The sequence below is a fragment of the Agreia sp. genome (assembly GCF_964263775.1).
In the GTDB taxonomy this organism is placed as follows: domain Bacteria; phylum Actinomycetota; class Actinomycetes; order Actinomycetales; family Microbacteriaceae; genus Agreia.
Genome location: NZ_CAXVWM010000187.1, coordinates 1 through 15,085 on the forward strand (window position 1 = coordinate 1; position 15,085 = coordinate 15,085).

Consider the following 15,085-nt stretch of genomic DNA (forward strand, 5'->3'; position numbering starts at 1 on the left):
AACGCCTGATGCAATAACGTTATGGGCCGCAGCGATGGTGTGCCGTAACATGTGTGCAGCGAGTTGTCCGAAGCGGGGGTGGTGACGTGACTGAACTGGCTCCCAGGCCGAGCGTGCCCGAGGTGTCTGTTGAGCGTTCCACCGCCGATGTTAGCGCGGCGCCGCAGACGACCACGTGGGTGGTTCCCCCGCCCGCAAAGAAGAAGCGTCACCTCGGGCGGTGGATCGGCATTTCCGCGACCGCGGTCATCGCCTCGCTGGCGGTTGTCGCCTCGCTCGTCTTGATCGCACCTGGAACGACGGTCGCCGGCGTGAATGTCGGCGGAATGACCGTCGGCTCCGCATCCGAAGCCGTGAGCCAGCGACTCGCCGACACGACCGTCGTCATCACCGGGGCTGACGGCGACACGGTCGTGCGCGGCGCACAGCTCGGGGCCAGCGTAGCGAACGCGTCGGCGGATGGCGCGGCAACCGAGGTCACGGGCGACGACCTGGGCGCATCGGTCGACGCGCAGGCGCTCGCAGAACAGGCGCACACGCAGAACCCCCTGTGGAATGTGACCGCGTGGAACGCGAAGACTTCTGTCACGCCGACCGTCACACTCGACGAGAAAGCGGCTAATGCGGCGCTGCTCTCCGCTGCTCCCTCTCTCTTCGTCGAGCCGGTGAACGCCACTCTGGCATTCGACGCCGCGACGGCCTCGTACGCCGTCACCCCCGCCGTCGACGGAGCCGGTGTCGATCTCCATTCGATTCGCACCGCGTTGCAAGACGCCCTCGTCTCGGGCGAGTCCAGTGTCGAGGTCGCAGCGACACCCACGGTCGTCGCCGCCTCCGCCTCGACCGAGGCGGTCACCGCCACGGCCACGCAGCTGAACACGATCCTCGACGGTGCCGGCTTCTATGTGGGCGAAGAGCGCACTGTGCCGGTCGATCGCGCCGTCGTCGCATCCTGGATCACGCTGTCGACGAACGATGACGGCACCTACGCCTATACGGCCGACGAAGCAGCGATCCAGAGCGTCGTCGACACGCTGCCGGCGGCGATCAACCGCGAGGCCGTCAACGGCGCCGAGATCACCGATACCGAGGGTGCGACGCTCGACACGATCATCGCCGGGGTCGAGGGCCGGGCGCTGGGCGACACCAGCGCAGTCGCCACCGCCTTCGCGACCCAGTTGGCCGGGGGCGAGCCGGCGTTCGTCCTTCCGGTCACTGTCACCCCCGCCCAGGTGACGAAGACGTCTCGCAGTATCGTCGTCAACCTGAGCGAACAGCGCGAGTACCTGTTCGAGAACGGCCAGGTCATCGACAGCTTTCTGATCTCGTCGGGCAAAGACGGATTCTCGTCGCACACCGGGAGCTTTCGCATCACGGCGAAGTTGACTTCTCAGAACATGGGCAACCGAGACCTCACCCAAGCGCCCAACTACTTCACGGAGGGTGTGCCCGACGTCATGTACTACAACGGCGACGAGGCTCTGCACGGTGCTTATTGGCACAACAACTTCGGCAACGTCATGAGCCACGGCTGCATCAACATGCCGCTCGACAAGGCCGCCCAGGTCTTCGACTGGGCTCCGATGGGAACCGAAGTCACCGTCACCTACTGACGGGTCGTGGCAACGGTCTCGCAGCGGTCACGGACGACTCGCCCGAGGTGTTCGACGACGCAAGCGTGGCGGAGTCGAGCTCGGACACTCTGGCGTCGGCGTTCGTGCCCGAATGCCTCCACTATGCGTCGCTGCGTGCGACGAAATGGTGACTTTCGGGCACGAAAGCGTGCCGGCCGGTGCGTGTCTCGGTGCTACGCGGTCGCTCTGCGCCGGCGTACCAGCAGCAAGCCGCCCAGGAGCAGCAGGGCCATTGCCGCGCTGAGCTGCAGCGCGACCGTGAGGCCCGTGTTCGGCAGCGGGGTGGCCGCCAGCACGAAGCCTGAGTCGCTCGCGGTGTCGTTCAGCGGGTCGAGATCCTCTGCAGAGCTTCCGACGACGACCGTGTTCACGATCGTCGATCCCGCCGCGGCAGAGACCGCGACCGTGATCGAGATCGTGGCAGAGCCGCCGACGGCCAAGGCGCCGTCGAGCTCACAGGTCACGACCTGCCCGTCTGCCGAGCAGTTCGTGCCCTCGCCGGTCGACGAGACGTAGCTCAGGCCAGCGGGTAGAGTGTCGACCACGGTGATCGGTCCCGGATCCTCGGTCGGCCCGGCGTTCGACACGACGATCGTGTAACCCGCATTCGAGCCCTGGGTCAGATCTCCGGTGTGCGACTTCGTGACCGACAGGTCGACCTGCGCGGCAACGGCGACCTCGTCGGTCGTGGAGTTGTTCTCCTCGTGGCCGTCGGGCGTCTCGGCCGTGACCTGGGCCGTGTTGACGACGGTCGGGTCTGCGGCGGCCTCGACTGTGGCGACGACGGTCACCGACACGCTCTCGTCGGCGGCGAGGGGTGCGTCGAGCGCGCAGCTCACCGGCGTTTCGCCGTCGGCGTTCGCCTCGGCCGCCTCGCAGACGATTGGGGATGCATCACCCTCGTCGGCCACGCCCGTCGCGCTCACGAAGGTGAGGCCCCGGGGCAGCAGGTCGGTGATGACGACACCCGTGGCCGTGGACGGGCCCGCGTTCGTGACGGTCAGCGTGAACGGCAGCTCGTCGCCGATTCGCACCAGGCCCGCGTCATGCGACTTGACGATCGACAGGTCGGCATCCTGCGCGACGACGATCGGCGCGGTGGCCGTGTTGCTGCCGTCGGCGTCTGTCGGAGACGTGCCCTGGGCCGAGTTGACGAGCTCGCCGGCCGACGCGCCGGCCGAGACGAGCGCGATGATGCCGAGCGTCGGCGCCGGCGTGCCGACGGCGAGTCCGCGTTCCTCGGTGAGCTCGCAGGTGACCAGCTGGGCGTTCTCCGCGTCGACGGCGCAGCTCCAATCGCCCTGCGTATCGGTGTTCACGAAGGTGAGGCCCCCGGGGAGCGTGTCGACGATTTTGACGGGCGCCACGGCATCCGACGGGCCGTCGTTCGACAGAACGAGGTCGAAGCCGACCGTCGTGCCGGCGACCACGGAGTCGGCGCGCGCCGACTTCTCGAGCGACAGCGCCGCGACGGCCGAGACGACCACGGCGGCCGAGTCGTTCTCGGAGTGCGGTTCGGTCGAGCTGTCGGTCCACTGAATGGTGCCCGTGTTGGTGAGGATCGTGCCGTCGAGGATGCTCTTGTCGACGTTCGCGACGACCGTGATCGTCGCGGCGTTCTCTGAACCGAGAGCCAGCGAGGGGGCCTCGCAGCTGAAGGAGTCGCCGCCGGCCGTGGCGTCGCAGCTCCACCCGGAGCCGCCGTCGACGTTCACCGAATTGATGGTGAGGCCCGTCGGCAGGGTGTCGGTGATGGTCGGGCTGTAGGCGAACGACGGGCCGGTGCCCGTGACGACTATGGTGAACGTCGCCGTCTCGCCGGCTACGGCCGTCGCCGGCGTGGCCGTCTTGACGATCTCGACTCCGGCGTCGGCGGTGACCTCGGTCGAGTCGTCGGACTCGTTGTTGAGGGCGTCGGGGTCGTCGAGGGGCCCTCTCACGTCGGCCGTGTTGACCAGGGTCTGGCGGCCCGCGTCAGGGGCGATGGCCACGGTTACGACGATGGGCTCGGCCTGCGTTCCCGCGACCAGGGTGGCGAGGTAATCGCAGTCGACCGTCGCGCCGTCTTCGGAGATCTCGCACTGCCAGTCGGCGCCGCCGTCGACACCCGTGGCCGTCATGCCCACGGGCACGTCGTCACGAACGTGGATGCGGTCGTCGACCGTGCTGGGGGAGTCGCTCGGCCCGTTGTTCGACACGGCCAGCGTGTACTCGAGCGACTCGCCGGCGACGGCCGGCAGCGCGACGCCCTCGCTATCCGTGTGGCTCTTCACGATCGCCAGGTCGGCGGATCCGACGATCGAGGAGTCGGTGCTGGCGGTCGAGTCCTCGGCATTGGCGGCGCTGGCCGTGGCGGTGTTCTCGATCGGCTGCGACAGGTCTGCGTCGCTCGGAACGAGGGCACGCAGCACGAGGGTCGTGCTGTTCACGTCGTCGCCCGCGGCGAGCGTTCCGACGAGCGTGCAGTCGACCTGCGAGCTGCCGGGCTCCGAACAGGTCCACGTGAGGCCCGCGGGGGCCGTCTGACCCACGATGCCCACGAAGGTCAGCCCGGCGGGCAGGGTGTCGCTGAGCGTGATGGAACGGGCGTCGGCCGGACCGTTGTTGATCACCTGGAACGAGTAGTCGACGGGAGCACCGGCCGTGATCTCGGTTGACGCGAGCGTCTTGTTCAGCGTGATCGACGTGCTCGAGTCGACCGTCGTCTCGGTGGTCGAGGAGTCGTTGTCGGGATTCGGGTCGGTCGTCGTGGTGTCGACGCTGGCCGTGTTCGAGAGGGTGCCCTCGAAATCGGATGCGATCGTGCCGGTCACCGGGATCGACACGAGTGCGCCGAATGCGAGGTCGGGCGTGGTGCACTCGAGCGTCTGGCCGGTGACCGCACAGGTCCAACCGTCGGGCGCCGTCACGACGATATCGCTCACGGAGGCGTCGATTTCATCGGTCACCGTGACGGTGCCGAGGGAGTCGGCGGGGCCGATGTTGCGCACGGCGAGGTCGTACGAGATGGTCTCACCGGCGCGAACCGTGTCGACGTTGGTGACCGTCTTGACGATCGACACGTCGGCCTCGGCCGTGATCGACGTCTCGGCCGTAGAGGTGTTGTTCTCGAGGTTCGGATCGAAGGTCTTCGCCGTGACCGTGGCGGTGTTCGGCACCCTCGTGCTTGCGGGCACCGTCGGCGCTGCGGCCATCGTCACCGTGATCGGTCCGAACGACGCGCCGCTGGTGAGACTGTCGTTCCTCGTGCAGGCCAGAGACGCGAGCGAGCAGCTCCAGCCCGAGCCCGAGATGCCGGTGACCGTGACGCCCGCCGGAAGGCCCGTCGTGATATCCGCGACGGTGAAGGGACCGACCGCGGTGTCGGGGCCGTTGTTCTTCACCGTGATGCTGAAGGCCGCGGCGGAGCCGCCCGCCGGGATGTTCGCGAGTTTCACTTTGGTGACCTGCACGTCGGCCGAGCGGATGAAGGCATCAGCCGTGGCCAAGGCACCTGTGTAGCTGCTCTGCGCGCCGCCCGTGCCCAGGTGCGAGGTGGCGCCCGTGGCATCGGTCGTGACCGCGGTCAGCGTGTTGCGGTGCGCGGTGTCAAGGCCGGGATCGATCGCGGCGCCATTGCTCGGAGTGGCCTGGTAGGCCACCGCGATCTGGGCGCCCGGCGCGAGGTTCGGGAACGGGCCCCAGGTGATGGTGCGTGTGGCGGGGTCGTAGACGGGCGTCGTCAGCGGCCCGGTGTAGGGCACCCCGCCGATCGAGATCGACGTGGTCGACGTGTAGCTCCAGTTGACCGGCAGCGTGTCGACGAGAGTGACGGATGCCGCCACACCGGTTGCCGCAGCCGAGCTGTTGGTCGCGGTGAGGCTCCAGCCGAACGGCTGGCCCACGTAGGCCGTGTCGCCCGAGGCGACCGACTTGCCGAGGGTTACCAGCGGAAACTTCGGGGTGACCGTAGCCGTGACGGCGCTCGACGCCGGGTAGATGCGCATGCCCGCGCCGGACGCGAGCGAGGTGTAGCCGGTGATCTTCGCGGAGTTGACCTGACCGCCGGAAGGCAGTGCGGTGGAGCCGACGAAGGTGCCCGAGTACTGAAGCGTCAGCGAGGCTCCGGGTGCGACGGGTCCGGCGATGGTCCAGGTGATGGTTCCCCCGGGTTGGCCTGCAGCCGTGCTCTTCGTGACGGTCTGCCCCGTCGGCAGCGTGGCCGGCAGGCTCGCTACGACGCCGGATGGCACCACGTCGGTGACGGTCGTGTTGAACGCGGAGCTGACCGTGTTCTGCGGAGTCGTCTGCGTCTTGTTCGTGACGGTCACGCCATAGGTGAACGGCACGCCGACCTCGAGGATCGCGGAGACGGCGGAGTTCACGGTCTTCAGGATCGAGAGCGCGGGCTCGACGACACGCACCGTCGCGGTGCTCGTGCCGGTGTTGTTGGGCTGGGTGGCGTTCGCGTTCTCCGGGCGCACGCCGGGGGCGGCGTTCCACTGCAGGAGAGCTGTGTTGGTCAGCGCACGCTGTACGGGGGCCGAGACGTTGGCGCTCACATCGGTGACGATGCCCGTGTACACGATCGTGACCGTGCGGGGATAGGTCTTCGCCGCGATGTCTCCGAGGTACCAGCCGATCTTCGAGTTCGCCGGCGTCAGCGCATCCGGTGTCGTGATGATGTCGGTGTTGCACGAGACCGGCGTTGCCTGCACAGTCGCACAGGAGACGGTGGCGGAGCCGAACGACATGGTGTCGGGAACCGTGTCGATGACCGACGCGTTGTAGAGGGTGACGTTCGCGGGCACGGTCTCGGTGACCGTGAAGGTGACGCTCTCGCCGATGGTCGCGCGCGGTTTGTCGGCAGTCTTCGCGGTGGTCGCGCCCTGAACGGTGACCGTCGCTGTGGTGTTGGCCGAGCTCACGCGCTCGGTAGAGGGGTTGCGCAGACCGTCCGGCAGCGACGACGTGGTGATCGTGGCCGTGTTGATGAGTTGGGCACCGGCGACCGCGGGGGCCTTCACAGTGGCCTTGTAGCTCACGTTCGGCGTGGCGCCGACGTCGATCGTGCCGACCGAGAAGACGTACTTCTCGTAGCCTGCGGCGCAGGCGGCGCCCTGGGTCTGGTCTGCGGCGAGGGCGACGGAGCCGCTGGTCGAGGTGACCGAACCCTCGACGAAGAGCAGCGTGTCGGGCAGGCAGTCGACGATGATCGTGTCGAAACCGGGGCTCGCAGTGGCGCTCGCCGCGTTTCGGCCGGTCAGCGTGAAGGTGACCTCGGTGCCGGAGACCACTGTCGTCGGGGTGGCCGACTTGGTGATGCCGATGTTCGGGTTGAGCACGGGCTCGACGGCGTTCGCCTGGTGCGTGATGCGGGTGGTGCTTGCGAGGGTGGGCGTGCTCGAGATGGCTGCCGTGTTCGTGAGCGACGTGCCCGTGAAGGTGGGGGAGACGAGCGCGGTGAACTCGATGACGTAGTCGCTCGCGGGTCCGGTGTTGTCGATCGTCGGCGGCAGCGTGAGAACGAGTGTGGCGGCGTCGTAGGTGAGCGAATAGCCGGTGGGCAGCGTGGTGGCGTCGTAGGTGGCGCCGCCGAACGTCACGGTCACCGGCCGGGTGGGCGGCATGACGAGAGAGAGACCCGTGGGCAGGGTGTCGGTGATACGGCCGTTGAAGAGGGTGGTGCGCTCGGGGATCGAGCCGGTGACCGTGTAGTCGACCCAGGCGCCGGCGACGGCCGATGGGGTGATCGGCGCAGGTAGAGCTTCGCCGGTAGAGGGGTTACGTGCGGCGGTGACCGTCTTGGTGATCGTCGAATCGGGCACCGTCGTGGTCACCGAGGCGTTGGCCGGCGTGGTGTTCCACAGCTCGTCGTTGCCGATGTCGAGCGAGTCCGACGGGTAGTAGACGGTATCGGCCGGGTTCGACGTGTCACTGTTGGGTGAGACGAGCGACACGATCGACGCGTTGTTGGTGAAGACCGTCGACACGCTCGTGGGCGTCGGAATCGTGACGTCGTAGCCGAGCTGGGGCGCGTAGCTCGCGCCGGGCAGGAGAGCGTTGGGCAAAGTCCACACGATCGCGCTGCGGGTCGTGCTGCCCGAGAAGACCGGATGCCCGGCTGCGCCGGGGTTCGTGCATACGCCGCCGAGGTCGATGGCGCTGATCGCATTGCAGATGACGCCCGCGGGCAGCGCGTCCCACACCGTGAACCTGCTCAGGGCGAACGGATTGCCGTTTGCCGGGCTCGTGTTGCTCACGCCGAGCGTGTAGTGCACGACGTCGCCCTCGCGCACCTGGCCTGCGGGGGTGAGCTTCTTCGTGAGTGCCACGGTGGGCGGCGGTGCGATGCCGAACGACGCCTGGTCGCGCAGCGACAGCACCTTGCCCGCGGTGTTCTGCTGGCGGTACTTCATGAGGTTCGCCGTGATGTCGACCGTGGAGGATGACGAGGCATCGGTCACGACGACGGTCACGTACATCACGAGCTTCTGGCCCTGATCGAGGTAGCGATTCGCGCTGCCGGCCGGCGAGCCGAGGGCCCAGGATGCGCCCTCGGCATCGGGTGTGCCGACGGTGGCGATCTGCGCGTCGGTGATCGTGTTGCCCGAGGCCTCGTTGCCGAGCGCATAGCCGTCGTAACTGGTGCCGACCGGCACGAAGTCGCTGACGAGCGCGTTGCGGGTCTTCGAGCTCGTGGCGAAAGTGACCGAGAGCTCGAAGCAGATGCGGTCGCCGAGCTGAAACTGCGGCGCGTTCGTCGGCGCGTCGACCCGGTAGCTGCTCGAGGGTTGCGCGGCGCAATCGGCGGCATCGGCCACATCGGCGCGCGGTAGGATCTTCTTCTCGATCGCGGCGCCTGATGCCTCGAGAGTGGCCGCCGAATCGTCGGTGACGGTGTTGACGCCGGTCTCCGGGCTGTTCGGAATCGGCGTGCTCTCGCCCTCGATGGCGACCGAGTTCGTGAAGTCATCGCCGGCGCTGGTGGGGTTTCCGCCCGCATAGTTCTGGCGCATCAGGCCCACGTAGCTGACGGTCGTGAAGCCGTTCGCGGCGACGGCCGGAACTGAGAACTGGATGTCGAAGGTGTTCGGTGCGGAGCCGTTCGTGACCGAGAGCAGGGTTCCGCCGGTCACCGTTCCGCCGGTGGCGGCGGCGCAGTCCGCCGGGTAGCCGGCGGGCACGGGGAAGCCGGCGGGCAGTGCGAGACACAGCCCATCCGGGAGCGTGTCGTCGACGATGATCTGGTCGTCGGAGACGTACTCGCTGGCGCGGATCAGCAGATCGAAGGTGACCAGCCCGCCGGCGACGAAGCCGGGAGCCGAGGCCGACTTCACGATCGAGAGGTCGGACGCCTCGATCGTGTACGTGTCTGTGTCTGTGACGGCGCTGCTCCCGCCTGAGGTCGCTCCGGAATACGTTCCCGACACCGTAGCGCTGTTGGTGTACCCCGTCGCCGCGCCGTTCTGGCGGGTCGAGGGGCCGGTGTTGTTGTCGAGGTTCGCGCCCTGGGCCAGCGAGGTCGGGCTGGGCGCGCCGCCCCCGAAGGTGGCGGTGTTCTCGAACAGGGGCACGGCCGCGCGGTAGGTGATGACCGTGGTGGAGCTCGACGGCAGCGACGCGAGTGTGTACGTGACGGCGGTGTAGACACCCGTGAGGGCGCCGGGGTTCACGACGGTCTCGACGCTGACCGGTGTGAGACACGTATCGCCTGTGAGCGCGGGCGAAGAGGGAAGCCGGCCCGATCCGGGGTACTCCTCGGTTGCCGCCGCGCTGTTGTCGGTGAAACCCGCGCCGCCGCAGCCGAGAAACTCGAGGCCGGCCGGCAGGTAGTCGACGACGGTGACCGTGTCTGTGGCCGCAACGTCGGTGTTCCTGATGGTCAGGGTGTAGGTGGTCACGGAGTCGTGCACGCCGCGCATGAGCTCGGCCTCGGGGCTGGGCTCGCTCTTCTCGATGTCGACTGCACTGACGACGATCGGCGTGATGTCTCGCGATCCGTTTGCCGTGTACCCGGTGGTCGCGGCGCCGGTCGTCGGGTTGAACCGCGGGATGAGACGCGGGTTGCTGTTGGCGTAACCGAGCGCGGTACCCGAGATCGTGGAGCCGACGGGGTACTTCGCCGGATTGGGCTGCACCGAGAATGAGATCGACACGACGTCGGCCGCCGGCAGATCGGACGCGTTACGCCAGACCAGCACCTGGTGGGTCACGAGAGGCTCGAGCGAATCGGTGACGGTGTAGATCGTCGGGTCGCCGATGGATGCCGGTGAGGTCGGTCCCGTGTAGGCCACGCCGGCGGGCAGCACGTAGCTCAACGACAGGTTGTAGAGATCGGTCGTCGGTGTCGAATTCGTGGCCGTGAAGCTGATCTCGACCGGCTCGTCGGCGAGCACCGAGGTCGGGGTGTCGGTCGCGATCGCGATGCCCGCGGTGACGTCGGCGGCCTGCGCGGCCGGAGGGGTCGTGAAGACGCCGCCCAGGGCCGTGGTCGAGGCGAGAACGACGGCGATGAGCGCTGCCGGAAAACGGGCGCGGGACAATTCGAGCGACACGAGTACTCCGGTGCGAGAGCGATCGGCCCTCAGGTTGATTTGCTGTGAACATGATTCCCCCGTAGGTCACGGAGGGTCCCGACACGATACTCTCTCGAAATGCCGCCGTGAGGCAACTGTTTGCTGCGGCCTCGAATGGTGCGCTGTCGACCTGCACCATGGATACTTAGGTTATGCTTACCTCAATTGTTCAGGCTGAGAGAGTGCGCGACGACCGGCCGGCCTACCGTCCGTACCGCGCCGAGGTCGTGCGCATCGTGCCCATCGGGCGAAGCTTTCGCCGGGTCACTTTTAGCGGCGCCGACTTCGGCGATTTCGGAACCGCCGGGCTCGACCAGCGCATCAAAATCGTTCTGCCCCATCCGAATGGCGGATATGGCGATGCGGGCTGGGACGACGCCGAGACGCTGGGCCGCGGAGACTGGTACCAGCGCTGGCGCGCGTTGCCGGATGCCGAGAGGAACCCGTTCCGCACCTACACGGTGCGGGCCGTCCGCCCCCGGGAACGAGAGCTCGACGTGGACTTCGTGGTGCATTGCGACGACCACGCACAGCCCGGGCCCGCGGCCGCATGGCTCGAGCGCGCTGCCCCGGGCGACGAGGTCGTGATCGTCGGCCCAGACGATCGGAGTGTCGGTCACCGGGTCGGCCTCGACTGGCATCCGGGCGACGCCGTCGAGTACCTGCTCGCCGGAGACGAGACCGCCGCCCCCGCCATCTGCAGCATCCTCGAGTCACTGCCGGCCGGCTCCCGGGCGCAGGCGTTCATCGAGGTGCCGCACCGGGCCGACGCCCGCGAGGTGTCGTCGGCCGCAGACATCCGACTGACCTGGCTGCCGCGCGACAGGGCCCACCTGCCTCTCGAGGAGGCCGTTCGCCGGTGGGTCGACCAGCACCGTGACGCGATCGCCCCCGCCCTAAGCCCCACACGGCAGGAGTTGGCCGACATCGATGTGGACACCGACCTGCTCTGGGATTCTCCAGACGAGTCGACGGGGCGCTTCTACGCCTGGCTGGCCGGGGAGTCTGCGGTGATCAAGACGCTGCGTCGGCTGCTCGTGACCGAGGTCGGGGTCGACCGTCGGCGGGTGGCCTTCATGGGCTATTGGCGGCTCGGCAAGGCCGAGTCGCAATGACGACCGCCGCCCGAACGGCGGCCATCCGCTCGGCCCGGCCCAGAGGGAGCGCCGGCCGTCTGCTCGGTCTCGTCGCCCTGCTTCTCGCTGTTCTCGTCGCTGTCGGGGCGAGTCTGTTTCTGGGCTCGCGATCGATAGACATCGCATCGGTGGCCGGAGCGCTGTTCGGCACAGGCGATGACGCGGTCGAGCAGATGGTGGTGCTCTCGCTGCGCGTTCCCCGAACCGTCATCGGCCTGGTCGCCGGCGCCGCACTCGGGCTCGCGGGAGCCCTGATGCAGGGCCTCACCCGCAATCCGCTGGCCGACCCCGGCCTGCTCGGCGTGAACTCGGGGGCGTCGCTCGCCGTCGTCGCGGCGATCGCGCTGTTCGGTGTCAGCACGCCGGCGGGGTACGTCTGGTTCGCATTCGGCGGAGCAGCGCTCGCGGCGGTGCTCGTGTACGTCGTCGCATCCGGTCGCTCGGGCCCGACCCCGCTCAGTCTCACCCTTGCGGGGGCCGCGACCACGGCGGTGCTGACGTCGTTCATCACGCTCGTGCTGCTGCGCGACCTCGACACCCTCGGCCAGTATCGATTCTGGTCGGTCGGATCGCTGGTGGGCCGCGACCTCGGCTCCGTCGCCACGCTGGCGCCCTTTCTCGTGGTGGGAGCGGTGACCGCCCTGCTTCTCGGCGCGAGCCTGAACGGCCTGGCCCTGGGCGACGACCTCGCCCGGGGCCTCGGGCAGCGGGTGGGACTGACCCGGGTGATCTCGGGCGTCGCCATCATCCTGCTGTGCGGTTCGGCGACCTCTCTCGCCGGCCCCCTGGTCTTCGTGGGGCTCGTCGTGCCACACCTCTGCAGGCGTTTCACCGGCCCGGACTACCGCTGGATCCTCGTCTACTCCATGCCTCTGGGTGCCATCCTGCTCGTTCTGGCCGACACGATCGGGCGCCTGATCGCCGCTCCGTCTGAACTCGAAGCGGGAATCGTCGTCGCCCTCCTCGGCGCACCCGTGCTGATTTTCCTCGTGCGGCGCAACAGGGCGGTCATCCGATGACCGGCGTTCAGGCGCCCCGCCGGCCGGCCGAGCGGCGCGACCTCGCCGTTGTCGCTGCGGCCCGCGGCGCCGGGCGCATCCGGTTGATCGTCGTGGCCGGGATGCTGCTGCTGGTGACGCTCGCCTTCGCCGCCCTGGCGCTCATGCTCGGCGACAGGGTGATGTCGCCGGGCGACGTCGCCAGCACGCTGCTCGGCGGGGGCAGCGGAGGGGATCGGTTCGTCATCCTCAGCCTGCGCGTTCCCCGTCTGCTGCTCGGACTGATGGTCGGCGTCGCGTTCGGGCTGGCCGGCGCGGTGTTCCAGGCGCTGCTCGGCAATCCGCTCGCAAGCCCCGACATCATCGGAATCTCGCAGGGCGCCAGTGCCGCCGCGGTCGGGGCCGTTCTGCTTGCAGGATGGAGCGGCCTCGCCGTGTCGTTCTCTGCATTCGGCGGGGCGGTGCTGGTCGCGGGGCTCATCACGGTGCTCGCGGCCCGGCAAGGCATGGCCGGCTCACGCTTCGTGCTGATCGGCATCGCGCTCGCCTTTCTCGCCCAGGCGGCCATCGGGTATCTCCTCACCCGGGCGGATGTCCGCGACGCGCAGTCGGCGCTCGTCTGGCTGGTGGGCAGCGTCGGCACCGCGACCTCGGAGGAACTCGCCGTCACCGCGACCGGGTTCGTCGTCTGCGTGTCGGCGCTCATCGCCGTGTCGCCTCGGCTGCGGATGCTGCAGCTCGGCGACGAGGCGGCCGCCGGGCTCGGGGTGCGCGTCACCCGCACGCGACTCGTCATCACCCTCGTGGGGGTGGCGCTCGCCGCCGTGGCGACGGCGGCGGCAGGCCCGATCGCGTTCGTCGCGTTCGCCTCCGCACCCATCGCCCGGCGACTCCTCGGCGGCATGGGCCCGGCGCTCGTGGTGAGCGCGCTGGTCGGTGCGGTCATCGTGACCGGCTCCGACATCCTCGCCCAGCACGCGATCGCCGGCCTCCAGGTGCCGGTCGGCATCGTCACCGGAATCGTGGGCGCGCCCGCGCTGCTGCTGCTGCTGGCCCGCGACAATCGATCGAGAGGAACCGCATGACCTCCCACGAACTGCGAGCGGATGCTCTGGCTCTCGGGTACGAGGGGCGGCGCGTCGTCGAGAAACTCGACGCGGTCATCCCCGACGGCCGGGTCACGGTGATCGTGGGGCCGAACGCATGCGGCAAGTCGACGCTGCTTCGCGCGTTCGCGCGGCTCCTGCGCCCCGAGTCGGGGATCGTGACGCTCGACGGAACAGATGTGCACCGCTATCCGAGCAAGCAGCTCGCCACGGTTCTCGGGCTGCTTCCGCAACAGCCGATCGCGCCCGAGGGCATCACCGTGGCCGACCTCGTCGGTCGGGGACGCTTTCCGCGACAGGGACTCTTTCGGCAATGGAGCGCCGAGGACTCGGCGGCGGTGGCAGAGGCGCTGCGCTCGACCGGCACGATCGAACTCGCCGATCGACGCATCGACGAGCTGTCTGGCGGACAGCGTCAACGGGTGTGGATCGCCATGGCGCTCGCCCAGGAGACCGACATCCTGCTGCTCGACGAACCCACCACCTTTCTCGATGTCACCCACCAGATCGAGGTGCTCGACCTGTTGCACGAGCTCAATCGACAGCGTGGAACGACCGTGGTCATGGTGCTGCACGATCTGAACCTGGCAGCGCGGTACGCCGACCATCTCGTGGTGATGTCTGCGGGAAAGATCGTTGCCGAGGGCGCGCCAGCCGACGTCATCTCGGCAGACATCGTGGGCGCGGCGTTCGGACTCCGAGCCGTGATCATCGACGATCCGGTCAGCCACTCGCCCCTGGTCGTGCCGATGGGCCGTTTCCATCAGAACGCGTGATGGTTTACTGTGGAAGTAGGTAAGCTTAGCCTTACCTAATTCGCCCCCATGCAGTTCAAGGAGATCATCCGTGCCCCGAAGTCTGAAACTCGTGTCGACCGTCGCGACGAGTCTTGTCGCCGCTCTTCTGCTCGCCGGCTGCAGCACGGCAGCCTCCGACACCTCGAGCGACGAGGGCACCGGCGACGGCGTCACCATCGAGCACGCGTTCGGCGAGACCACCGTTCCCGCAGGTGTGACCGATGTCGTGACCCTCGGCTGGGGCAGCACTGACGCGGCCATCGCCCTCGGCGTCATTCCCGTCGCCATTCCCTTCGACAGCTACGCGGGCAACGAGAACGGCGTGCTGCCCTGGGTGGCCGACGCACTCGACGAAGCCGGTGCCGAGACACCGACCGTGCTGCCCGACTCGCCGGATGAGCCGGCCTACGAGGCCATCGCCGAGGAGAACCCCGACGTCATTCTGGCCGTCTACTCCGGCGTGACAGAAGAGCAGTACGAGAAGCTCTCGCAGATCGCCCCCACGGTCGTCTACCCCGACATCGCCTGGAGCACGCCGTGGCGCGACGTCGTGACCACGGTGGGCGAGGCTCTCGGCAAACGCGACGAGGCCACGGCCGTGCTTGCCGACATCGACGCGCAGATCGCCGACCAGGCCGACGCGCACCCCGAATTCGCAGGCAAGAGCATCGCCGCCGTGTGGGACACGGCCGGCTCGTTCTACGTCTATAAAGATGCCGACCCGCGCGTCGAGTTTCTGTTCGACCTCGGCTTCGTGACGGCACCCGCCGTCGACGAGCTCGCCAGTGGCGACGCCACCTTCTTCTACACACTCAGCTACGAGCAGCTCGACAAGCTGCAGGCCGACGTCGTGCTC

The 15,085-nt window shown here is 68.4% G+C and carries 7 protein-coding genes; 6 read left to right on the top strand and 1 reads right to left on the bottom strand.

The genetic code is table 11. The features are described from left to right. Nucleotides 1-86: 86 nt before the first annotated feature. Entirely contained in the window at nucleotides 87-1,613 is a 1,527-nt protein-coding gene (locus ACE5CZ_RS13530) for a L,D-transpeptidase family protein (RefSeq protein ID WP_374947857.1), read from the top strand. A 194-nt stretch (nucleotides 1,614-1,807) separates the two neighbouring features. On the opposite strand, the gene ACE5CZ_RS13535 is transcribed toward ACE5CZ_RS13530, so the two are convergent. Next, nucleotides 1,808-10,171, bottom strand: coding sequence for an isopeptide-forming domain-containing fimbrial protein (locus ACE5CZ_RS13535; RefSeq protein ID WP_374947858.1), 8,364 nt, complete (start codon nucleotides 10,169-10,171; stop codon nucleotides 1,808-1,810). Nucleotides 10,172-10,374: 203 nt separating this feature from the next. On the opposite strand from ACE5CZ_RS13535, the gene ACE5CZ_RS13540 reads away from it, so the two are divergent. From ACE5CZ_RS13540 to ACE5CZ_RS13560, 5 genes are all read left to right on the top strand, one after another. Then, on the top strand, nucleotides 10,375-11,307 hold the full coding sequence (locus tag ACE5CZ_RS13540) for a siderophore-interacting protein (RefSeq protein WP_374947859.1): 933 nt from the start codon (nucleotides 10,375-10,377) through the stop codon (nucleotides 11,305-11,307). Further along, a complete protein-coding gene (locus tag ACE5CZ_RS13545; RefSeq protein ID WP_374947860.1) occupies nucleotides 11,304-12,347 on the top strand; it encodes a FecCD family ABC transporter permease in 1,044 nt (347 codons plus the stop codon). The genes ACE5CZ_RS13540 and ACE5CZ_RS13545 overlap by 4 nt, the downstream gene beginning before the upstream one ends. Continuing rightward, nucleotides 12,344-13,411, top strand: a complete 1,068-nt coding sequence (locus ACE5CZ_RS13550) for a FecCD family ABC transporter permease (RefSeq protein WP_374947861.1) — start codon at nucleotides 12,344-12,346, stop codon at nucleotides 13,409-13,411. Before ACE5CZ_RS13545 ends, ACE5CZ_RS13550 begins: the two co-directional genes overlap by 4 nt. Further along, nucleotides 13,408-14,208: an ABC transporter ATP-binding protein gene (locus ACE5CZ_RS13555; RefSeq protein ID WP_374947862.1), complete on the top strand. Its 801-nt coding sequence runs from the start codon at nucleotides 13,408-13,410 to the stop codon at nucleotides 14,206-14,208. The genes ACE5CZ_RS13550 and ACE5CZ_RS13555 overlap by 4 nt, the downstream gene beginning before the upstream one ends. A 70-nt stretch (nucleotides 14,209-14,278) precedes the next feature. After that, nucleotides 14,279-15,085, top strand: an 807-nt coding sequence (locus ACE5CZ_RS13560; RefSeq protein WP_374947863.1) for an iron-siderophore ABC transporter substrate-binding protein, incomplete at its 3' end; no start/stop codon positions are given.

Excerpts from the sequence above, each read along its gene's own strand:
- ACE5CZ_RS13545 (WP_374947860.1), top strand. The coding sequence starts at position 11,304 with ATGACGACCGCCGCCCGAACGGCGGCCATCCGCTCGGCCCGGCCCAGA.
- ACE5CZ_RS13555 (WP_374947862.1), top strand. The coding sequence starts at position 13,408 with ATGACCTCCCACGAACTGCGAGCGGATGCTCTGGCTCTCGGGTACGAG.
- ACE5CZ_RS13550 (WP_374947861.1), top strand. The coding sequence starts at position 12,344 with ATGACCGGCGTTCAGGCGCCCCGCCGGCCGGCCGAGCGGCGCGACCTC.